Below are 22,248 nucleotides of genomic sequence, written 5' to 3' on the forward strand. Positions count from 1 at the left end.
AGTTGTATGGTCGGAGTGTTCCTTTGCCAAAACGATATTTGGTAGTATCTTCTCCTACTCCATCCACCCAACCAAATCGATGCTGGATTACACGATAGCTTTTATCTGCTTGGGATTCTCTTAAGGTTACTTTGTCATAGAGTTGTGTCGAAATCTGTCCATAACAGTCCCCAACTAGTTTATATGCCAAATCATTCGATAATATCCCTCCATTCTCACCCCTGTTATTAGTAGAATCATCTACTATTAGAATGTTTAGCTTTTCGTGAATCGCATTTTTACAAGCCCCAAGGAAGATGGAACCATAAGCTCCACGGTCTTTACTATCTGGACAGATTTTTTGAATCGTTTCTAAACATTCTTTATCTCCATAAAGTAAGCGAGTCTTAGAAGACAGTAATAAAATCTGTCCATCTGGATGATTTTTTAATTCTTCATCAGTGCTGTATTCATCTGAGTGTCCAAATGAGAATTCTTTGTCAGGAAAGTAAAATTCTAGTAAAGTATTACTGAGTTTTTCAGTTAAAATTGATTGAGAGTCAGCTTTGCTATCATCTGTATAAATCCATTGATTGAGCCTGGGATCAAAATGTTTAATTTCCAGAGTCATGGTTTTAAGAAGTTAATACAATTTGTTTAATATCTTGAGAGGTTTGTATGTCGAGAATTAAGCGTTGGATAAATATGCATGAGGAAGAATTCAATGCAGATGGAACTTTAAAAGATGAAGTAAGACAACAAAAATTATCTCTTGGCGCACATCCAGAAGCAGTCGATGACTACGCTCGTAGAGTAAAAGCGAGATACGATGAGTGGAAGCACTTGGACGAGACTGATCCAGAACCATGGCCAATCTACACAGCCTACGATTTCTTCAGCGAACAAGAGAAAAGGGAATTTAACCCAGATGGTTCTCTCAGACCTGAATATGTAGAATATGCTCAGAAAATTGGTATCAGTGAAAGTGCCCTTGAACAGCTTGAGTGGCGCAAGAAAATCGAGGTTGATGATTACAACAAAGTGTCTGCTAAATACGCAGAAAAGGGTATTAATTTTGGTGCATGGCAGATGAGGGGAAGGATTGAAGATAACAGAACCTACGCCCAACGCCGGATTCAGATGGAACAAGACCTGCGGAACTTTGAGGATGCTGACAGCTTACCTTTCGATAAGGACACCTCCTATTAAAGTCGGTGAGGTTAGGCTGTAAAGAAAGTTTTTATCCATCAAATACAGTGATTTTATCTGGATATGTGAAAAAAAGCGATACCTACGGCGGTTACGCATCGTTAAGTAAAGCAGCGATCGCAGTTTCATAAATTGCGATCGCCTGTTGATAAGTTTCTAACGTCTTTTGCTCCTGCATAAAACTAATCCGCTACTAGATATTAAGGTTTACTTGTCACATAGCTCTTTGATAAAAGCATCAATCGCTTTCGCTGCTGAGGACTATCTAGACTTTCTGGAATGCAACTCAGAGCAATACAAAACATACTTGAAAACCTGACTAAAAATACAGATCTCCAATGGCTTCAAAAGCTTGTAGGGAATGACTTATACCTGACTAAAAAATTGCTTAGAGGAGAATTAACAGTATTTTCTCCTCTATTGAAGAAGGCAGAAGGCAGAGGGCAGAGGGCAGAAGGAACAAGTCGTCGATAGGATTCAAACCCCTCCTGACTTGGAGCCACTGAACTCTTGTTCAGTGGGGGTCTTAAACCCTTACTCCTTTTCGGTCGTGGCAGAGGGTAGGAATCAGAATTCCCTTCTGCCTTCTGCCTCCTGCCCTCTGCCTTTCTTGATAAATTAATTATCTGCGCCGTTTAGGTTTACTCTTATTGCGCTCATACTCAGCAATAATATCCTTGGTCTGTTGTGGAAGAATCACACTTTTATTGTTAAATCGCATTTGGTATACCAGATAACAGGGACTTTTGCGATCAGGACAGGAAAGATTTGTTGGCAGATTAATGATTGTTACTCCTGCAAAAGTCGCAGAAGCTAACATGGCAGAGCCAAAAAAGAAAATACCAGAGCGGCCAGAACCGACCCAACCACCGAGCCAAAAAACAAGTCCTTTGAACTGTTCAAAGCGTTTTTGACGAAGTTTTTGACGTTCTAGTTGTGCTTCGTTCCATGCCTGTATTTTTTCCAGCTTGTGGGCAGCTAATTTATTGGCTTTAGCATCAGAGGCTTTTTCGACTTGAATATCAATAGTGCGTTCTTTGGCTGCAATTTCTTGTTTTAATCGGTATTCATTCCATTCTTGGATACGTTGGGCGACAGCATCGGCATTGGCGAAGAAGGCAATGAGGGTGTCGTCTCCCAATTCATTCCAGATAACTGTGCCCTCTGTTGCTTTTTTTGGGCGATTCGAGCCATGATTCTTTCTTCTAATTGAGCAAACAGATTATTTCCCGAATCGCTCTGTTGCAATTTCAATGCGACATTTTTCAGGTAAAGTGATTGAACTAAGCCAGTTATTTCTTCAGCTTCGGCGGCAGTAATCCTATCAATAAGATTAGATAAATCATCTCTGGCAGCTACAGCTTTTTCACTAACATTCTCAATCACTGCATCTAATTTTAGTTGCTGAGAAATCCCAGACTCATTTAGAGCAGCTAACTCAGATGCAACTTCTTCAAAGGATTTGTTTTGCTCTTTTATTGATTTGTAGGTTTCAAGAAAGCGTTCGCACTCATCTGGGCTATACTCATCTTGCTCAGATAGTCCGCAGACTTGGAGAATTAATAAAGCCTGAGAAAGTGCGATTTTATAGCCTCTTTCACGAGCAATAACTAGTAATTCAGTAATATCTAATGGTAATTGGGCTTTCTTCCCTTGTTTTTTCCCTCCATTCTTCGGTGAGGACGAGGAATTGCCCTGAGTTTCTGACAGTGCATTGTCAACAATTGGAGATAATAGAGCCATTACTTCCTCATCATTTCCACCCTGCTCGATTAAGGTGCGACATTCACGAAACCTGTCTGCATCATTCTCGGTATACAACTCTTTTTCAGGTATGCCACTCAAGCGTAAAGTCCGGCTAATTTCTGATGGTGAGAGGTTGTTGAAAAGTTCTTGTGGTTGATACATAATCATGCACTCCTAGTTAAAAAGCCTGAAACGAGATATTTGCGTTAATGAAAAAGATGCTAAGAAAGGAGCAATGCGTCAAATCAATTCAAAAAATGGTCAGTCCTAAAAAGGATTTAACCAGTCAGTTTCCGACTCCAATTCTTCTGGTACGGGAGTTCTGGCTATTTGTAATGGTTCTTTGACTAAAGTCCTGGATATTGGTAATGGTGATGATTGTATTAGTTGTAATGGCTGTGATTGATTAGAGGCTACTGCAATCATCGGCGTTCCTTGAGAGGGGATTTCTCCCAGCAGTCCCATCAAATATGAAGAGTGGAGTTGAAGGCGGTAAAGACAAGCACGAATGTGTGGCTCTAAATTCACGGATTGATCCACAGCTTGATAAGCTAAAGGCAACCAATAACTGCTAATGGCAATCATCGCCATATCCCTAGCAGGATAAAGAGTATTCTTGGAATTTAGATACTTAATTACCACCGCTTCGGAGCTATCAGCCTTAACTCTACTTCGTAAGCGAAACTCAACATCTGAAAGCATTTCATTATTCCTTTAATTAAGAAGCACGATGGTTTGAAATGGATGATGTAGCGTGTTGGTAACGAAACAATCCATATACATCAGTGAAACGCAAGCACAAGGCATCTTTTTTAATCGGCAGGTTAAAAGCTAAACGCACATCCTCAGATAATTCTGCTGCCCATGAAATGTCGGTATGAGTAAACAAATTTTTCAACTCCGAGCCTAAATATTCCGACGTTCCACCACCAATAATGACTTGCTCAATATGGGCAGGAATATTAATTTTGAGCCAAGTGGATACCCTTTCCCAGTATTCTTTACGAGATAAGTCAGCCACTTCAATAATTTGTGCTATTTCCTCAACCTTAAAATCAGACTTCTTGCTCCGAGCCAAAGGTTTGCAGTATCTCGGTTTCAATGTCGGGCCTGATAGATGAACAGCCTTTAACAGATCATGTAAGTTTTGCCCTGATGTTCGGCTTTTGATTCTCTCCAGCATCCACGCCAAGCCCAATCCTTCCGTTTTTCCAGTTGAGATACCACGCTCAAAGATTACGGCTGATATATCCCGAAAACCCAGCATCACCACAGCAATGTTCATTTTATTGAAATCTGTGCCAAGTTTTTTACTTCGCGTCAATATCAGTCCCCCACCTTCGGGCAAGCACTGAAAGTTAATCAGATTTATACAAAATTGTTTCCCTCGAAAGCTAAAGCTAGACAGTGCCTTAGTTAAACCCCTCTCCAATCTCTCTCTATCTTCCCACTCCCCATAAGGCAATAGCAGTCCCAAGGATAAATCAAAGTTTGCCTTCAAAGAATCTCTAATCGCTATTGCCCCCACTGCTGCCAAAGTTTTTGGAATCGCGTTCTCATACTTGAGTTCTAAAAAATTGATTCGCGCTTCAAAATACTTTTGTGCCAAAAAGCCAACCGCATAATATTCTTCGTTGTACTCTATCCATGCTTCATTCTCTGGATTGGGGCGATTCATTTGCCCAGACTCATATAAATCCAACGAGTCTTTGGAAATCTTAATTAACTCTGGTTCCATACACAGTAATTCTGACTTGTACGAAATCTCCGAGAGAACACGATAAACCATCTTCGTCATTGAAGTTCCCGGATCAAGACTCAACATTAAATCCACAAGAAAAATTCTCCCTGTTTTTGACCCTTTTTTTGTCTATCTAATTGATAATTACTCTCAATATAAACCGCTCGAACCGTGATTGTTCGCACATCTACGAAGAAAGATTACAGTTTTGGCAATACTCTTTGACTTTTCATGAATTCGTGCATCTGATAGAAAATCTCGGCAAAATCTCCAATTTCCCAATTTTTACCAATTACATTCAACATCTCCCAATATCTAAACAATATCTCCCAAATCTCCAATTCATTTCTTACCTTTTCAACTATTTAACATCATCTCCTCACCAAATTCTCATTAGCTTAATATTTTCCAACAATTCCTAAGACTTCCCAAGACTTCCTAGCACTTCCTGATACTTCCCAATTTTCTCAAGGATTATCCCAATTATCTAGTAATTAGCTAAAACAACCACAAGCCACACAATCCATCTTTTTCTGACGCACAGTACGCCATATTTGGCGGAAAGAATGCTGTAGTTTTTTGCTATATTAAATAGCAATTACCTGTTTGGAAAAAAAGTTGAAGTCTAAGGAACACGAAAATCTTTTCAGTCGCCATCAAGCACCACTAAGTTTGATGACGGAGATTGATTTTGACTTCAATACTTATTGCAAAGGTGATTATCTTGCCAACAGAGATAATAATCAGAATTTCTTGACGAGAGTTTGTTGCACCAACAGATGGAATATAACAAGGATTAACTTTTGTAAACCCCATCCCAGAGGTGAGCCATGCTGACAGCTGCTAACGTGTCCTCGGAAATGGCGGTGAACTACTTTGTCAAGAATTACTATCACCAAGGAAAGTCGCTTTGGAGTGGTCAAGGTGCTGAAAAGTTGGGGTTGTCAGGGGCAGTCGATGATGAAGAAGCTTTTAAAAATATCATCGAGGGGCTTACGCCTGATGGTCGTGAGGTATTGAATGCCAGAGTAGTCAAAGAAAAGGGGAAAGGAGAACGCAGAGCCGCATTAGACTGTACATTTTCTGCGCCCAAAAGTGTAAGCTTGATGGCCTTGGTGGGCGGGGATACTCGTTTGATTGATGCCCATCATCAGGCGCTAAAAGAAACCCTGGAGCTAATAGAGCAGCGTTATGCCTATACCAGAGTGACAGATAATAGCGGCAGACATAGAGTTAAAACTGGTAACTTGGTCGTCGCGCAGTTCGATCACATCGAAAGTCGGGATTTAGACCCACATCTGCACACCCATTGTTTGCTGATGAACATGACCCAAACTCCAGATGGTAGGTGGTTGAGTTTGGGTAATAACGAGATATTCGCCAATAAGAAATTCTTGGGAATGGCGTATCAAAGTTATCTGGCGCGTGAGGTGCAGAAGCTTGGCTACGAGATAGAACTCCGCAAACATGGGCAATTTGATATAAAAGGGTTCAAGGAAGAGGATTTAGAGGCATTTTCTCAACGCCGACAGCAAATACTCGCTCTTGCTGGAGCTAACTCCACCTGGGCAGAACGTGAAAAAATTTGGGATAATACTCGCCAGCGTAAGGAAAAGTTACCAGAGTCAGAGTTAAAAGCTTACTGGGTTGAAGAAGCAGCGGCGCTAGGAATTACCTTTGTCAAACCTGGGGAAGCTTGGGAGAATGTACCAGCCAATGATTTGAATTTGAGTCACGTTTTGAATTTAGCGATCGCTCACTGCTCAGAAAGGAATGTAGCATTTACCCAGGAAGACTTAGAAAAATTCGTCCTAGAAGAACGTTTAGCCACTGATGTAACAGCCATTGAGCCATTGATAAAATCCCACCAGGAGTTAATCGGCTTGCCAGGTTTAACTCATCAATTTACAACGATGACAGCAGTCCGGCGGGAGTTGGCGACAATAGAGTTAATGCAGCTAAGACTTGGCAACGTTAACCCAATTTCGCACCCGGAAGTAGTTGAAAGCCTTTTGGAGAATACTTTACTGAACAAAGGGCAACGGGAAGCGGTAGAATTAGCTGCAACTACATCTGACCAATTCATTGCATGGCAGGGGGTAGCTGGTGCTGGGAAAACTTTTGCTCTTAAAGAACTCAAAGCGATCGCAAGGGATGCCGGCTACACTATTATTGGCTTCGCCCCTAGTTCCTCTGCTGCTAAGGTTTTGAGCGAAGAGTTAAAAATTCAGTCTGAGACTGTTGCTCGATTACTGGTTTCGGAACCACCACCACAGATTGAACCAAATCAAATCTGGATTGTGGACGAAGCGGGTTTACTCAGTGCTAAGGATGCCCATGCACTCCTACAAAGAGCAACCTTACTTAAAGCTAGGGTGATTTTAGTCGGTGACACTCGGCAGTTGTCAGCAGTATCAGCAGGTAATCCCTTCAAATCCTTGCAGCAAGCAGGAATTAAAACCGCACACCTCAATGAATCGTTGCGCCAAAAAGACCCTCAACTAAAATTAGCAGTAGATTTAATTGCTGATGGCAGGATTGAAGCTGGTTTTGAACGACTAGAAGCCAACGGTTCCATACTTTCTATAGATAGTTTTTCCAAAATAGAGCAGATCGCCAATGATTATATAGTAGGGACACCAGAGCAGCGACTCAAAACTCTTGTGTTAGCTGGAACAAATACAGAAAGACTTGCCCTTACCCAAGCGATTCGAGACAAGCTCAAGGGTGAAGGAACTTTGGGAGAAACTGCAACCATCACCCAATTGCAAACCAAAAATCTGACAAAAGTACAGATGCGGTTTGCCCATAACTTTGAAATTGGTGATGTGGTCATGCCGACACGGGATTACAAACGCCGGGGGCTGGATAAAGGCAAATTATATGAAGTGGTAGGTCGAACTACTGATAAGTTGACCCTAATTGGTGATAATGGTCAGGTAATGGATGTAGACACGGCTTTTGAGAAAGCGGTTTACCAGAGTCACCAGATTGAAATTGCTGTGGGCGATCGCTTGCAATGGAAGAAAAACGATCAGCAATTGGGACGACGCAACGGGCAGGAATTTACTGTAACAGCCATCGACCTGAATATCGTCCAGATTAAATATGCTGATGAGCGTACTGAATCCATTAGTTTGGCACAGGCGCAAAACTTAGACTATGCCCTTGTGAGTACAACATATAGTAGTCAGGGGAAAACTGCGGATCGGGTGTTAATTTCGGCAGACTTCACCATTGGACAGGAAAGTTTTTATGTTGCTGCCAGCCGTGCAAGGCATCAATTAAAGATTTACACCGAAGATCCAACACGATTGGTAGAGTTGGCGCAACAGTCGAAAGCCAAAGATAATGCCTTGGAATTGCTACGAAAACAAGTTCAGAAATCGACGATTGAGCAGCACCAACTTTCGCCTCAGCTTGCGATAACTATAAATATAAGTGCCTCTTCTGAGGAGCCACCAGTATTAAAGCACGAGGCAACAGTAGCTCAACCAGTATTGAAAGTTCAACCACTAAAAACAAAGCAAGTCTCTGAGCCAATTAGGAAAAAAGCGTCATTGGTTGCAACAAGCTTAGAAACTGTAGTCAAGCTAAAAGAGATAGAGTTACCACCAACCGTTACAAAACCTCATATCGACAAGCCAGTACTGAAATCTGCTGTCCCCACAGAAGCATTTTGGACACCACATCGAAGTAAAGACATTCCCAATTTTCTTGAACCAAAGCACTGGCAAGAGTTTGAATCAAGTGCCATTCACCCAGAAATTGCGGCGCTAAACTTTGAGAGTCTTCAGTTTAACTATGCAGGTGGTGAGCATGAGGCTTGGGAAAGGCTGATGGTTAGCGAAAAACTTAATCGTACAAATACCGGGAGGTTAACGGAGGGATTAATCAGAACATATTCTCATCTTGATGCTGGAGGATGGTGGTGTGATGCTGGAGTTGATCCGCGTTCATTTGCTGATTTAACCCCAGGTGATAAACCAACTCTTAAACGATGGGGATGCTACAAGCCAAATCAACCAAGACCCAAAAAAGATGAGAATAATCAAATAATTGAAGGGAAATTCATTAAATATGAGCATCCCCCAAAAGTTGAATTAAGTATCTTCTTGCTAGATGTCCCTGACGATATTGCCGAACGCATTTACTCCAAACACAAGGTGAACCCCAGTGATAGCGATCGCCAATCAGGATTTTGGTACTGTGTCTGGAAACATAATATCCCGTGTGCGGTCGCAGAAGGCGCGAAAAAAGCAGCCAGTCTGTTGAGTCAGGGTTATGCTGCCATTGGGCTGCCTGGGATTTCGGCGGGATACCGAACTCCCAAAGATGAGTTTGGCAAGAAAATTGGCAAGTCTTTTCTGCATGAAGAGTTGGCAGTTTTCGCCACACCTTCTCGAGAAATCAAATTCTGCTTTGACTATGAAACCAAGCCTGAAACTAAGCTCCATATCGAGCGAGATATTTCCGTGACTGGAAGATTGTTACAAAAAGCTGGAGCAAGAGTGAAAGTTGTCAGCTTGCCAGGGGCAGAAAAAGGTGTTGATGATTTCATAGTCGCTCGTGGGCCACTAGCTTACGAGAAATTGAGCCATGAAGCAAAGCGTTTAAGAGACTGGGAACAGCAGAATCATTTACAACGTGCTGCCACGATATCACCACCGCGTAAGCCGATAGTGTCCGTTCGTTCTTTACAAAATCAACCACAGGTAAAAACCAATGACTTCAATAGACAACAACCCAACACAGATACAGTTGCTAACCGAGAAGATAGAGGAATTGTTAATCAGTCACTCCCAGTTGACCGAAAAAATACAGCAGTTGTCAACCAACAACTCCAAACTGAGCGAGAAGATTCAGTGCTTGGAATTAGCCCAATCCGAGAACATGAGCGAAATGAGCGCGAGTCACTCAGACTTCTTAAAGCAATTAGCGGATACCTTGAACTCCAAGAAATCGAGCAACTTGGAGCCGACATTGCGAGAATTAACCTCTTCTTTGGAGGCAGTCGGGGTACAAATCAGCGAACAGAGAGCATCTCAGGAGACACTGACAGAAAAAATTCAGCAATTCTTGAGCAGACAACAAGCTATGGAAGTACTGAACGAATTATAAACGCAATTACTAATTTTGTTGAGCAATCATCTATTGAGATTGCGCTAGCTGAAACATTGCAACCTCTAATCGAGGAAATTTCACATTATCAGCAGGATTTAACCAATGGAAAAATCACATTAGACCAACTCTCATCAGCCCTGGCTGAACAGGAAAAACACCAACTCTCGCAACTCACTGTGAATGCGATTACTGATTATGTTGAGCAGTCGTCTGTTGAAGAGGAAGAGGTTGATTTACTAATACTAATTAAGGAACTCTCACAATATCAGCTTTCTTTAACCAATGGAGCAACTGCATTAGACAAACTGACAACAGCATTAATTCAATCAGAACAACGTCAAATATCACAACTCGCCATAAATGCGATAGTTGATTATGTTGAGCAGTCGTCTGTTGAGTCTGCACTGGCTGAAACATTACCAACTGTAATCAAGGAACTATCTTTTTATCCTGCTAATAGTGAATTTACTAAGATTGTCACCAATGTAGTCGCCATAATTGATAAATTGTCGGAGTGCCTTCAACAAAAAACTGCTGGTGCTGTCGAAGAAAAGGAACAAGTTACAACAAATATAAAGTCACTTCTAAAGCAGATGCTCCAGCATTTAGATAAACAACAAATGTCAGATTTATTTATTGAAGTAGGGAAATATGCTCAAGGTGAAAAAGTCAAAGGTGATCAAGTCAACAAGTTATTTTACCCTGTTGGTCAAGCTGACTTATCTTTAACTTTTGAACAGAAAATGAATATGGTTCGCCAATTAATTAGAGAGGACAAAGCCCGGATTATGATCTTGTTGGAAATCCCCCAATCCCATGAGAGCAAACAAAATAAATTTAGACGATAAATACTTCTAAGAGAAAGGGGAAAGGATATATTCAAAACCTTTCACCGCAATCTTATTCCCCCTCATCATCCTTAGCCCGCATTTCTCACAAGCTTGAAATGCAGAGGGGCAGAGGGGAAAGAACTTGTACAAATCTCTTCCCTGCTCCTCTGCTCCCCTGCACAAGGTTTTGAGAGATATGGTGAGAAATCCGGGTTAGCCGTTCCACTTTTATCAATGCGCCCGTCATATAAAGATACAATTTTCTATCTCTTTATAGCTCTAAACTCTGAGTTTTGTTGAGCATTATTTTCAATTTGATGATGCATATCAACAACAGATTGAACCTTATCAAGTGCCTGTAACTGTTTCTCTGAAACGTTAGGCGATAAAACTCCATCAGTGAGAACAGCCTCGCCGTTTTTGGCACGAACAATTACATTATCGCCAAGGCGTTCAAAATCAAAATTTGTACTTTTAAAACTCTTAGAACCATCAGGGTTATCTTTGCCCAAGATATTCAGCATTGCTTTGACACTCTGTTCAATTGCTTGACCTTTAACATCATCAACAGCAGCCCGTAATTCAGTTCGAGTATTGTCAATAGCTGACTTAACACCCATAAGGCTTTGCTCAACAGTGTTTTTAACACCATCTGCTTGTGTACGTAATTCTCCTGTTAAGTTACCAACTTGTTGATTGAGTTCATTTCTTACACTGTCAGTCTGATATTTAACTTCATCCTTGAAGCTAGTAATTTGTTCATTAATTTGAGATTTGAGTGAAGTAATTTCCTTTCTGAGCTTGGTAACTTCAGGTGTTAGCGCATCTTTAACCCACTCAAAAACATTCTTGGCAGTTTGTTTTACCTTGTTCTCAACCGTACCCACCCAATTTTGAAGAACCGTATTTTTAACTTGTGGTAAAGAACGTTCATTCACCTGGGACAATGCTTTTTGAGTATTTTCAATCAACTGCTGTTGTTTCTCCAAAGATTTACCCATTTCGGCAACTTGGTCAATTAGCTTTGACAGCGATTCGGGCGTTTGTTGCGTCTCTTTGATACTTTCAACAAGTTTTTGCTGTGCTTGAAGTTTACTTTGTAAAACTTTCACTTGTTTTTGCAAAGCTTCTACACTATAAATTCGCTCCTTCGTTACAACTTTATTTGGCTGTGATGGGGGAGCTAAACCTAATAAATCATTGGTTATCCGTCCATTTTGAACGCGAAAAACTTCCGATTTACCAATCTTTATCGAGATAGTACCTTGAGAATTTTTGGGGTCAGTTATCGCTTTGTTAATATTCTCTAGTTGTTCGGAAGTCAATAAATTTTTAGATGGTGATTGTCCGACAAGTCCTTTATATACCTGCTGACCACCAGCATAAATACTTATATCGTTGCTAGTCGGTATTTCTTTTGATTTTGCTTTTTGCTGAATATTTTTAAGTAGGGCTTCTAGAATATCCAAGTAGTCACGTTTAATTTCTTTGGCATCTCCATCATCAATCATGATTTAATTCCTTTAGTAAAACTTGAATTAACTCCGAAGGATTGACAGTTACTTTGGGGAGAATTATTCCGCCCAAATGATTGATTATTACCCTTCCTTCAATTTCGATATAAGCAAACTTGCCATCAATGATTACTTGGACAGTTGAGGTATTAATTTCTGGATTAGCAGGTGTATAGTCAGTGAGAACCCCGTCTAAAATACACAAGCTAGCCTTTTCACCAGCATCGCTATAAATTTCAACATATTGAGGAACATAATTAATCCCAAAAGGCTCATCGTCCCAAGCATCGACAACATTTACAATCTCACATGGATATTTATCTGCTAAAGCTGCTATCTGAGGTGGAAGTTTTGCAATTTCTCGTCTGTCATAATCATTAAGTGAGTAAAAATCGCGTGACGACATGGTATTTATCTTGAATATTTGTGATGACTATTAAGGGCAGGAAATTTCACTTTAAAGAAGAATTCAGCTATTCTGAATGGGCTAAACGCCCCGCTACCGCTAACAGGAGTCAGAATTAATGAGTGGGGGATTCAGACCCACCACTTGATTATTGCACCACTAAATCGGAGATTTAGTGGGGAACTTAAACCCGTTTATTCATCCGCCACTCGTACAGAATTCAATTCTGAATTCTGGCGACTGACGCATGTATTCTGTTCGTTAAATCAGACTTGCATATTCTGATAACTGCTCTTGGTTTTCTATTAAAGGTAACAATTTTATCGCGGAGGCTCGGCGAATTTTCATTTCTTCATCTGCTGGAGTTAAGAGAGTAGACTTTTTAGATAAGAACTTTTGAAACTCGTACCAAGCTTTCACACTGTCAGCTTCAGACCGGATTTCATGCTTAGGAATCTTAATTGATTGCAAGATTGGCAAACTTATTTGACCACGAGAACGAAAACCGGGACTAATAATTACTGCTTTTCCCGATGGTAAGGTGTTAAATTGATTGACATCAAATAACTTGCGAGTACTGTTTTGGTCAGAATTAGAAATGCTTGCACCACCCTTACCTCCTGATGAGCGAGAACGTTGCTTGTATTTAATTTCCTCTTCACCTAAAAACTTACTAAATCGTTCGGCGGCGACATCATCTTGGGGGTTAAAGAATGCTTTGGTAGCACAACCACCAAAGATGGCATTAGTTGTGTTTTCACCATAAGATTCAATCAGCATTGAGAGATTTTGTAATCCCAGTATCGATACCAAACCATCTTCCCGATTCTGGTTCAGCCAATCAACCAGTGCTGGTAAATAAAGAGTAGGCAACTCGTCAATCCCCAAAACAATTGGACAAGTCCGTTTGTTAGCTACATTCCGACTAACTAATAGATGCAAAATCGATACTAGCAAAGGGGCAATTACATCACGCTTTTCTTTGTTCATCCCGAATACCACCATCTGCCGTCCCTTCAAATCCAGTGGAATATTAGTTTTTCCACAGAACGCTGCTAAGGCAGAGGGAACCATAAAACGGCTGAACAATCCGCTAGCTGTACCCACAATACTAGCTGCTGTTTCTGGCGACCCTGCAACAGATACAAACTGTGCGAAAGCCTCTCTAACCATGAAATTCAGATTTTCTGCTTGCTCAATGCGCTTAACTAACTTTGGCAACCCTAGTATCGCTTGGCACATCATGATATCTGGATACTCTGTGCCCTTTGCCAGCATAAAAACGGCTTGGACTAACTGATCTCCAGCATTGGTGAAAAAGCTATTTCCAGAATCTTGATCACCGAGTTGGAAATTGCGATTGAGTGTAATCGCAAGCTGCCGTGCCATTTCTGAGTCTTCATTACTGCGAAGAAAATCTATAGGGTTGGCAACTGCTGATTCTGCAAAGCCTGGGGCAAGCACAGTAACCTGATAACCGCGTTCTATCGCATACCCTGCAAGTATTGGAGCTTGCCCTTTAGATGGAGAATCACCTGATTCCTGGGAGGCGTATTTGAAATCATATAAAGCCAGAGGTAAGCCCTGATCAATTACAGAGCGAATCAGGGGATTAATCATTGAAAATGACTTTCCACTCCCTGGGCCACCACAAACTAGGATGCCTCGCTGTGCCTCTGGGAAGTAAAGGGTTGTTGAATCTTCAGGGATGCAAGTTCTACGGACATCATTAATAACCTCGCTCGTTGTATTCTTGGGAGTTCCCACATACAGTGATACTCGGTTATGCAAGCGTTGTTGGATTTGTTTACACGCCAACTGACGAGCCGCTGTTTTCTCTGTTGTCCCGCCCCAGCGCGCTGTCGCTAGCTTGGCTAACCCTGCCCTACTATCGATGATTTTGGCGATTACAATCACCGCGCCACAAACGAGTACCCCTAAACCTGCGGGAGAAAACAGCGCTGATTCAAGTCCTGCGGGAATAAATTGATTTGGGCTAACAATAGTGTTTGCGGTTTTGGTCATCGCCCAGTGCCCACGATAACCAAATCATTCTCACTCACGGGCAACCAGGGAACTGGCCCAATGAAGTAAGGGGTGCAAGTTTTCTGCTGAAATGGCGGTCGCGCACAGATCCTAAAGAATAAGCCAAAGTCGGCAGTCCCAAGGGATTCATTACAGCACTTACGGCAGCTATGAGGTACATTCCCAAATCTGAAAGCTTTGATAGGAGAGGGCAAGGAAAAAAACTGTATTGCATAATAGCCGGAAGCGCTGTAACTCCAGTTAGCGCCACTTTGAACCCACTACCATACACTAGCCGCCCTGTTGGTTCAAATCCACCATTGACAGCAGCAAGAAAACCATAGCCACCTCTGACTTGTTGGGATGAACCAGATGCCCAACGCTTACCATACAAGCCGCCTTGTTTGCCAGCAAAATCCCCCATTTCTAAGTATGAGCATTCCTTGCCTGGAGGACAGGCGACTGTTAAAGTGCGATCGCCTCTGACAACGCTACCAGATACAAAGTAATCATTCCCAGCCCAAGCGTTGCCCTTTTCAGCCGTACCAAGTACAACCGACGCGATACCCACAACACCAATGCCAGAGCTAATAGGCTGAGGCATTTTATCAAAGGGAACTTGACTTATATTTAGGAATTTGATTGACATAAGCTTGCTGCCATGCCTCAAACTTGACTAGCTGAGTTTTGGTCAATCCAGGAATTGAATCAAGCGAATATTTGCTTAGGTCAATCTTATCTAGTGTCAGGTTTGCGGCTTGAGGATTTGAGGCTATGGCTTGAGAAATAGTGCCGCTACCCAGTCCAGCACCATTCCTAGAAAATAGATCGGCTAATGGGGGAACTTCTGATAGGCTCAAATTGCTTAATTCAGGCATTGCTTTAACTAATGTTTTTGGCGTTTGCCATTGGATTAATCCAAAGTCTTTGAGGGTGGGTTTGGTGGTTGTGGCTGTAGTGGGCAAAGCCAGCGTGCCAATATCCTTTAAGCTCAAGGCAGACATCTTAAAGGCATCATCAGCATCGCCCAACATCACAACAGAGTCTACTTTTTGCCCTGCTGTCCACGAACGCGAGGGGTCGTAGCCAAAAGTCGAAATCAGGTTTTTAGGTATCTTTAAAAATCCTGGTTGCTGAATGGGCGGCAGCGTTTCCCATGTAATTTTTGACCAATCGGGAGCAGCAGTTTTGTACAAGCCATGCGAATAATCGATAGTCGGTGTCTGTGCGACTGAGACGGAAAGCGGAACGAAAGAAGCGATTGCAGTCAGTAGAAAGAGTTTAGATTTCATCATTTTTCTTGGAGTAATCGGGACATTTTTCTTTCTCTTTCAAACCTACACAAATACAAAAAATCGTGCAAGTCTTCACGAATATACCTCAAGAAATCGCTCATAATTGCCCCCATTCAAGTAATTGGTTAAAAGTGGTTTTATCAACCTGAGAAAGTGAAATCGCCTCATCTCTAGTCTTGCCACGCCGTAACAATTTAATTGCATCTTGTACCTTGTTCCAGGTGGTAGATCCGGGTTTAACTTGACCTTTCCGCCCAGCTTCTGCCAGCCCAAAAGCGAGAGCATTAGCATCGTTCCTCTGAATTGCGCCGTTTAGGGTAGTCCCAGGATTGGGGCGGAAAACGGCAACAGGCTGAGGCGGGGGCGAGGGCTGCTGAACTACTGGCGGCGCTGATTGCGGCTTTTGGACTGTTAGCGGTTGCGGTGTTCGCGGACGGGTAATTGGCAAGGGTCGATCTGACTCAGATTTAACCACCAAGCTTGTATAGGCTGGGTTGCCAGTAGCGGGGACTATCTTAAATTGATACTGCTTTTCATTGGTAAGCACTGTAATTTGAGTACTTCCATTGCTGCTAGAGGTAACAGGGAAGTTAATCGGGTCAATCTGGCGAAGGAAAATTACAGTCGCTTTGCCTCCTGTGCAGTCAGAATCGTTGCCTGATGACTGGCATAAAGCACCATTTGAAGTAAAGGCGAAGCGACTGGGATCGCCGATCCAAACTTGCTTGATAGTTTCCCCTGTAGACATCAAATTAATAGTTAAACCGTAGCCCTTCCACACCTTTAATTCGATAGCCTTGGAGTTTGCATCATTCTCATAAACCGTTAGGATGGGCATTGCTACCACGCTTGAGGCAGTAGCTACTAAGAAAGTTGTAACAATAGCGAGTTTATTTAACATTTTTACAGGGAACTCTTAACTCTTAACAGGAAAGATAAAACACGTAGTATCAATATTCAGAGGAAGCGTATTCATCCGTGGGGTGTTAATTGCGAATTGCGAATTGCGTTAGCGGAGCGGGGCGTTAGCCCATTGCGAATTGACTAAAGCGATATTGTTTGATTAACGAATATTTGTACTGGCTTACCAACGTCAATCACGAATACTTCTTCTTTGCCGCTTAACTGTTGCGAACGTGTAACATTTGAGCTTTTGATATTATCAAGAACGCTATTAAATGCACCCTCTCCAAAAGCGGCGGATAGGTCTTTTTGCTCGTTGGTAGTGGAGCTAGTAGAGAAGCCATTAGAGTTACTGCTGACTTGAGTTATGGGGCGATTCTGTACTTCGGCAGCTTTGGCGACTCCCGCAACAATAGCAGAGATGAAATTGTTGCCCAGATTACTGCCTCTGCGAGACTCTGCTTTTAAGAAACCACCATCCTTGGCCATTATCAGAACGGCATTTTCTGGGAGTTGCTTTTCTTGCGTATCGCCGTTTATATTGACCAACACTGAAACACCGCGCAGTTTGGCGAAACCCGAACCATTGGACTCTGCTAGTTGAACAACCAGATAAGCGCCCACGGGTAGTACGTCCCTTCCATCTGAGGCTTTTAAGGGTTTTGTTAGTTTCACCAAGTAATTCTGGTTGCCAGCGTCACCAGTGCCCCAAGCGATCGGCGTTTCTAGCCTACCCTCTGCGGTGCTGCCAACAATTACGCGAAGAGCGTTGTAATTAATGGTAGTGTTCTGGGCCACTTGCTTTGCTCCTCCCGTACCTCCTTCAATTCCATTAGTCTTGATGGGTTTCTCGCTTTCTGATTCATCGACTGAACTCCTTAAACTGCCAGCGTTTGCAGCGAGAAGCCATTGCTGAGTGGGGTCTTTGGTGGGGGCGTTGGTTGCAGCCGTTGGGAACGCCAAAGGAGATTGTCTGATCGGCTGGGCAATTTTGGGCTGGGACTGGGGTCGAGGCTGAGGTTGCGATACTCTAGCTGTGGGAAAGGTTCTAGGCGCTAGATGACTGGCGACTGGGTAAGAACGTTGTCCACGCTGCACTGGTTGCATCGGAGGGGTAACGGGTGCGATTGGGGCTGGGGCTAAGGTTGCGCTAGGGGTCGGCGTTGGGTTTGGGTTTGGCAAGCGATCGCGAATCTGCTTTAACTCGTAATTTTGGCTAGTCAGAGCAAGCGCTGTTTTATCCTTGCCTGTCTCGTCCACCACTTCTGTTTCTGGCGTTTGTTCTTTGGCTTTAGGCGGCTGTGCCTTGTTACTGGAAAAATTCAAGGCGTTCATTGAATTGCCAATCAAAGCTCCGACGATCGTCACAAAGGCAAGCACGATCAGGGCAATAACGCCCATTTTTAAGAGTGGAGATTGCGAGACTGTTCGAGCAGTAACAATTTCTTCTGGGGCGGGGTTCTCGGAGGGTTGAATTGAATCGTCAACCCTTGTTGTTTTAGCGCCGTTCATCGCGGCAAAATCTTGCTCTTCTATCTCAATAGTTGCCTCTGGCAAAGCTGATTGGGTGTTCTTTTTCATAAATCTAAATCTTGGATTTTGTAAATTTCCAGCCCCGCTTTACGAACCCTTGAGGCGGTTTCTTGAACATCGGACGCAAATCTAGGCAGGGCAGCCGTATCAATCGCCCTGACAAATACAGTTTTGTTAAAAGCGATGGGCTTACCAACTAAATTACTGCCTTGGAAAATAACAATATTCGCAACCATGTCTACTTTCCATTGACCATCTTTAATCCGAGTAGGCTGACTAATAAGGCTGACTTTTAGAATTGACTGCGTATATCCATTAAAAACATCGGGCGGCGTAAGATTACCTATCTCCTCAAGGAATGGGGCGCGAAAATCTTCTGATAGAGCAAAGCCCCAAGCCCATGTGCTAGTAGTAATCTTGGCTTTTGATGTTGCTACCCCAGCATCTAATTTTAATTGTTTAGTGGGGTCTGGATTGTAATCATCAGTTGGCTTGGGGAGTGCGTTCCAACTCAAAAGCCCTGTCATTGTTTTACCAACAAAATGGGTAATAGCTTGTGGGGAACGATCGCTACTACTGATAGGCAGAACTCGAATCGATTCTCCGTCAGACAATTCCACCAAGGTTGAAGCTTTAGTTTTAGAAATTGTTCCTAGTCGAGCAAAATTTACAACTTCTATTAATAGAACAATCGCCAATAAAACAGCATTGACTATTAAGAAAATTGGGGTAAAGTTTAACTCTTTTCTCTCTAATAATTTCATCTTCTTAAACCCACAGAGAATTTAACCCCACTGGTAAACGCTGAGAATACAGCCATCCCGCCCCCCGTGCCGATGGCTACCGCGAGTAATGGCGAGAAAATGGCTTGTAGTAGTTGCAATAATAAAGGATTACTCGAAGGTTTAGAAACAATTGCGCTGGCAATAATTCCGACTGTTATCGAGTACGAAATGAGAACCAATGTTAGTCCTAGCCAGCCAGACAACCAAGCATAGATAGGCTTGCTTTGGAAAGGCAGTAAAGATAGAACTAGGAAGACAGGGGCGACGAATGCAATCATTAAGAAGGACAGTTGGACGATATATTGAAAAGCTGCTGATAGCCCACTGAGAATTACATAAACAAAGCCTTGGATTGCACTATTGATTAGTTCACCGCTAAGGTCTAATGGATTCCAGCTTCCGCCCCCAGAACCTGCACCAGTCTTTTCTCTAGCTTCCTGTGCGGATTTTCGAGTCTTTTCTAGAGAATCCTTGATGCAAGCTTGCTTCTTGCTTAATTCTTCTCCTTCTTTCTTCTCCTGGCTCAGTTTTTCGCAATCGGATAAGGCTATCTGCGCGGCTAAGATAAAGCTTTGGTCAGCGTTTACATTTCTGATAGCATCTCTCAAATTCACTCCATTTCTAGTAATATTTAAAATGTTTCTATTTAGTCCAGTGGATACGTTTTTTAAGGCGATTGTCGTGTTGGCGAGAAGGAACCCGTTGTTACTCAGCATGACAATTACTAGCAAGGGTAAAACCATCTCGGAGATAAAATCAAATCCAAATCCCTCTTCTGCATATTTCCTGTACCAGCCGAATGAAGCAAAGCCGATCATGACAACAGCCGCAAGAGTAGAAACGGCAACAACAGCCGTATAAATTGGGTTTGTTCCAGATGCCAATTCAGACCAATCATTCTCAAATGATTTATAAATTAGGTCTGCGCCATTAATCGCCCCTTCTACTATTTCTCCGGCGTTTGTAGTCCCTGTATTTTCCCCCGCTTGCTGTCCCGTAGTTTGAGCAAAAAGAATAGTTAAGAGCGCTATCATTTGATTATTGATTTTTCCAGAATGAATCGTTAGCTGCGGCAGATTGGATGATTTGACGAGTAGCCGCATTAGATTCCTGATCCTTTGCTGCCGCTTGCTCATCCATGCGACCGGAAATATCAGCAAGATTGATATTTGTAACTGCCAAGGAACGGGATTGTTTCTGCGCTTCTGAGTGAATTGATTTAGCAATTACAACGCTTTGTAAGTTTTGAATAGCTACCTTTTTGAGAATCTCTTGGGTGATGACATCATCCTGCGCGGCGATCGCATTTTCGCTTGATTGGGAGGTAGCATCATTAGTTGTTTCTGCTTCCTGTGACTGGGATCGCTGTCCAAGAGCGCCAAGAACTGATTGAGACTGTCCGCGTGTATATTGTTGGTTCCAATCCTTGATGGCATTGTCGGCTTGGATGCGAGGGTCTAATGTCAGCAACGTTCCTTCTTGTTTCGCAATGACCTTCTCAATGTTCTTACCAGCTTTTAGGGGATCAGGAATACCTAAATCCCCAACGCTAGATTCAATCGCCTGGGTTAATTCTGCTAACAACTTGCCCAAACTTTTAGAAAACTCTTTCTGATAATTACTAATGTAAGTCTGCAAACTACTATAGATTTGTTGAAATTGAGTCAGAAAAGATTGGTTTTGATTAGTTTGAGCGTTGGCTGGGACGCTAGAAAAGGATATCAAAATCACTGTGCCTGAGATCGCGATCAATCGTTTGGTATCTTTCATACAAATTATCTAGGTTCACTACAAAAGGTTTTTTGGTACAGAAAGATTTGACAGTCGCCTTTTTTTTTGGTAAATCAAAGGCAACTGCTGAAACCATTAATGTTTTCGGTGCATCTTCCTTATTTAACAAGCTCGTAAAAAAGGGGTCGTCAAACGGTAAAGCATTAGGCGGAAGGGTGGAAGCCGGAGATCGCAAAATCATAACGTACCCCCCAGGATCGGCGGAGTCCGAATTGATTCCTGGTTGTTTTAGTCCCCGGAGTAACTTATTTTGATACTTCACTGCTTTCAAACTAGGGCTGTTTTTAACTGCATCTTCGCCCAATTTTATGTAAACCCCGCAGTCGTTCTTTGCATTGCTAATAAGTTTTTCGTATTGAGCTTGATTGTATTGCCAAACCTGAAAGCTTCCTATTGACGCAACACCCGCGAGCATCGCCAACAATAACTTATTTTGAATAGCTAATGATAGTACCTTCATAACGGCTTCCCTTGCTTAACGCAATCGACATAATACTTAGAAAATTCTGCCACCCAGGTAAACTTGTCTCTGTAAGTTTTCTTAAATTTATCTCGTGTGGATTGTTCCTCTCTGCTATTAGCCACCAACGCCAACAGTGGATAGGATGGATAATATCTGCAACGAACATATTTGTTGTTGTAGTCCAACAGCCACAAAGTGTATAGCTGTTGAATATTTGGGATAAAACTCTCGTTTTTATCAATAATTTCTCTAGGGATGCCCAGCAACTCAGAGAAACTATTAGCCGCTCCTGGAACAATCCGCCCAATCAACCGCAAGGGCATATTTTGTAATATTTGTTCTCCTGCTGAGGATTTGGCAATAGAAATGATATCTTGTGCAGCCAGAAAAACTCGGCAGCCTTGCTTTCGAGCCGTAGCGCATTTACGACCCGCAAGCCGCGATAATGCGGAAAATCCCAGCAATACGCTAGCCTCATCCATAAAAAATACACTATTGGGGGAAGAGAGAGATTGACGGGATGCGGCGATATATGCTGACATCCCAAATACCTCTGCGTCCTTTCCTGATTGCAGATTAGTGAGGGCAAAGGTAATCAACTGGCTATCGGCTTGAAAAGTTGAAGGCTTGCAGATAGCGCTACCAATACTACTTGCTTGCCAATACTGTAATCGCAAGCGAATATAATTTAACGCTTTTTCTACGTTGTCATCCTGATAGCCTAACGAAATCCACTCAGGAGAAAAGAATTTCTCCATATCTACCAATGTCGGTGTATTCGCCCACTCTGGGGTGTTTATACCGGCTTTTTGCGCTAATTCAAATCGCTCTTGGATTTCGGCATCTTCATAAAAGGCTTTTGTACCCAAAGGGATTACAGATTCTATAGTTTGTGATAGCAAGC

At 42.4% G+C, this 22,248-nt stretch carries 19 protein-coding genes and 2 pseudogenes; 3 read left to right on the plus strand and 18 right to left on the minus strand.

The features are described 5' to 3' along the window. A pseudogene (locus HWQ36_RS15780) lies at window positions 1-610 on the minus strand (hypothetical protein); the annotation flags it as partial. A 47-nt stretch (window positions 611-657) separates the two neighbouring features. Between HWQ36_RS15780 and HWQ36_RS15785 the strand changes: the two are divergent. Beyond that, window positions 658-1,188 (plus strand): hypothetical protein, encoded by a 531-nt coding sequence (locus HWQ36_RS15785; protein WP_292704497.1) that lies wholly within the window; start codon window positions 658-660, stop codon window positions 1,186-1,188. Between the two features lie 5 nt (window positions 1,189-1,193). Further along, complete coding sequence (locus HWQ36_RS15790) at window positions 1,194-1,319, plus strand: hypothetical protein (RefSeq protein ID WP_292704499.1); 126 nt, start codon at window positions 1,194-1,196, stop codon at window positions 1,317-1,319. A 491-nt stretch (window positions 1,320-1,810) separates the two neighbouring features. Here HWQ36_RS15790 and HWQ36_RS15795 read toward each other — a convergent pair whose 3' ends face one another. The 5 genes from HWQ36_RS15795 to HWQ36_RS15815 all read right to left on the minus strand — a co-directional run bounded on the left by HWQ36_RS15795 (window position 1,811) and on the right by HWQ36_RS15815 (window position 5,491). After that, window positions 1,811-2,329, minus strand: coding sequence for a hypothetical protein (locus tag HWQ36_RS15795; protein WP_292704501.1), 519 nt, complete (start codon window positions 2,327-2,329; stop codon window positions 1,811-1,813). Beyond that, window positions 2,245-3,096 (minus strand): hypothetical protein, encoded by an 852-nt coding sequence (locus HWQ36_RS15800; RefSeq protein WP_292704504.1) that lies wholly within the window; start codon window positions 3,094-3,096, stop codon window positions 2,245-2,247. Before HWQ36_RS15800 ends, HWQ36_RS15795 begins: the two co-directional genes overlap by 85 nt. A 105-nt stretch (window positions 3,097-3,201) precedes the next feature. After that, window positions 3,202-3,636: a hypothetical protein gene (locus HWQ36_RS15805; RefSeq protein WP_292704507.1), complete on the minus strand. Its 435-nt coding sequence runs from the start codon at window positions 3,634-3,636 to the stop codon at window positions 3,202-3,204. A gap of 16 nt (window positions 3,637-3,652) precedes the next feature. Continuing rightward, the gene (locus tag HWQ36_RS15810) at window positions 3,653-4,759 is read right to left on the minus strand and encodes a ParM/StbA family protein (protein ID WP_292704545.1); all 1,107 of its coding nucleotides are present in this window, start codon (window positions 4,757-4,759) and stop codon (window positions 3,653-3,655) included. A 582-nt stretch (window positions 4,760-5,341) separates the two neighbouring features. Next, window positions 5,342-5,491, minus strand: a complete 150-nt coding sequence (locus HWQ36_RS15815; protein ID WP_292704510.1) for a hypothetical protein — start codon at window positions 5,489-5,491, stop codon at window positions 5,342-5,344. Window positions 5,492-5,505: 14 nt separating this feature from the next. On the opposite strand from HWQ36_RS15815, the gene mobF reads away from it, so the two are divergent. Then, window positions 5,506-10,647 carry a MobF family relaxase gene (gene mobF, locus HWQ36_RS15820; RefSeq protein ID WP_292704513.1) on the plus strand — a complete coding sequence of 1,714 codons (5,142 nt, stop codon included), beginning with the start codon at window positions 5,506-5,508 and terminating at the stop codon, window positions 10,645-10,647. 245 nt (window positions 10,648-10,892) lie between these two features. On the opposite strand, the gene HWQ36_RS15825 is transcribed toward mobF, so the two are convergent. From HWQ36_RS15825 to HWQ36_RS15880, 12 genes and pseudogenes are all read right to left on the minus strand, one after another. Beyond that, window positions 10,893-12,140 carry a hypothetical protein gene (locus tag HWQ36_RS15825; RefSeq protein ID WP_292704515.1) on the minus strand — a complete coding sequence of 416 codons (1,248 nt, stop codon included), beginning with the start codon at window positions 12,138-12,140 and terminating at the stop codon, window positions 10,893-10,895. Then, the gene (locus HWQ36_RS15830) at window positions 12,133-12,549 is read right to left on the minus strand and encodes a hypothetical protein (protein ID WP_292704518.1); all 417 of its coding nucleotides are present in this window, start codon (window positions 12,547-12,549) and stop codon (window positions 12,133-12,135) included. The genes HWQ36_RS15825 and HWQ36_RS15830 overlap by 8 nt, the downstream gene beginning before the upstream one ends. A gap of 261 nt (window positions 12,550-12,810) precedes the next feature. Continuing rightward, on the minus strand, window positions 12,811-14,574 hold the full coding sequence (locus tag HWQ36_RS15835; RefSeq protein WP_292704521.1) for a TraM recognition domain-containing protein: 1,764 nt from the start codon (window positions 14,572-14,574) through the stop codon (window positions 12,811-12,813). Window positions 14,575-14,608: 34 nt separating this feature from the next. Next, window positions 14,609-15,178, minus strand: a complete 570-nt coding sequence (locus HWQ36_RS15840; protein ID WP_292704524.1) for a hypothetical protein — start codon at window positions 15,176-15,178, stop codon at window positions 14,609-14,611. 4 nt (window positions 15,179-15,182) lie between these two features. Continuing rightward, window positions 15,183-15,869, minus strand: a complete 687-nt coding sequence (locus HWQ36_RS15845) for a hypothetical protein (protein ID WP_292704526.1) — start codon at window positions 15,867-15,869, stop codon at window positions 15,183-15,185. Window positions 15,870-15,966: 97 nt separating this feature from the next. Beyond that, window positions 15,967-16,770 (minus strand): hypothetical protein, encoded by an 804-nt coding sequence (locus HWQ36_RS15850; protein WP_292704529.1) that lies wholly within the window; start codon window positions 16,768-16,770, stop codon window positions 15,967-15,969. A gap of 143 nt (window positions 16,771-16,913) precedes the next feature. Then, entirely contained in the window at window positions 16,914-18,353 is a 1,440-nt protein-coding gene (locus tag HWQ36_RS15855; protein WP_292704531.1) for a hypothetical protein, read from the minus strand. Then, complete coding sequence (locus HWQ36_RS15860; protein WP_292704534.1) at window positions 18,350-19,069, minus strand: hypothetical protein; 720 nt, start codon at window positions 19,067-19,069, stop codon at window positions 18,350-18,352. The genes HWQ36_RS15855 and HWQ36_RS15860 overlap by 4 nt, the downstream gene beginning before the upstream one ends. Then, window positions 19,066-20,124: a hypothetical protein gene (locus tag HWQ36_RS15865; protein WP_292704537.1), complete on the minus strand. Its 1,059-nt coding sequence runs from the start codon at window positions 20,122-20,124 to the stop codon at window positions 19,066-19,068. Before HWQ36_RS15865 ends, HWQ36_RS15860 begins: the two co-directional genes overlap by 4 nt. A gap of 4 nt (window positions 20,125-20,128) precedes the next feature. Then, window positions 20,129-20,860, minus strand: a complete 732-nt coding sequence (locus HWQ36_RS15870) for a hypothetical protein (protein ID WP_292704540.1) — start codon at window positions 20,858-20,860, stop codon at window positions 20,129-20,131. Continuing rightward, entirely contained in the window at window positions 20,799-21,341 is a 543-nt protein-coding gene (locus HWQ36_RS15875; RefSeq protein WP_292704543.1) for a hypothetical protein, read from the minus strand. The genes HWQ36_RS15870 and HWQ36_RS15875 overlap by 62 nt, the downstream gene beginning before the upstream one ends. Then, window positions 21,338-22,248, minus strand: a pseudogene (locus HWQ36_RS15880) (AAA family ATPase); the annotation flags it as partial. The gene HWQ36_RS15875 and the pseudogene HWQ36_RS15880, both read right to left, overlap by 4 nt.

This window comes from Nostoc sp. NMS2 (assembly GCF_017115105.1).
GTDB lineage: Bacteria > Cyanobacteriota > Cyanobacteriia > Cyanobacteriales > Nostocaceae > Nostoc.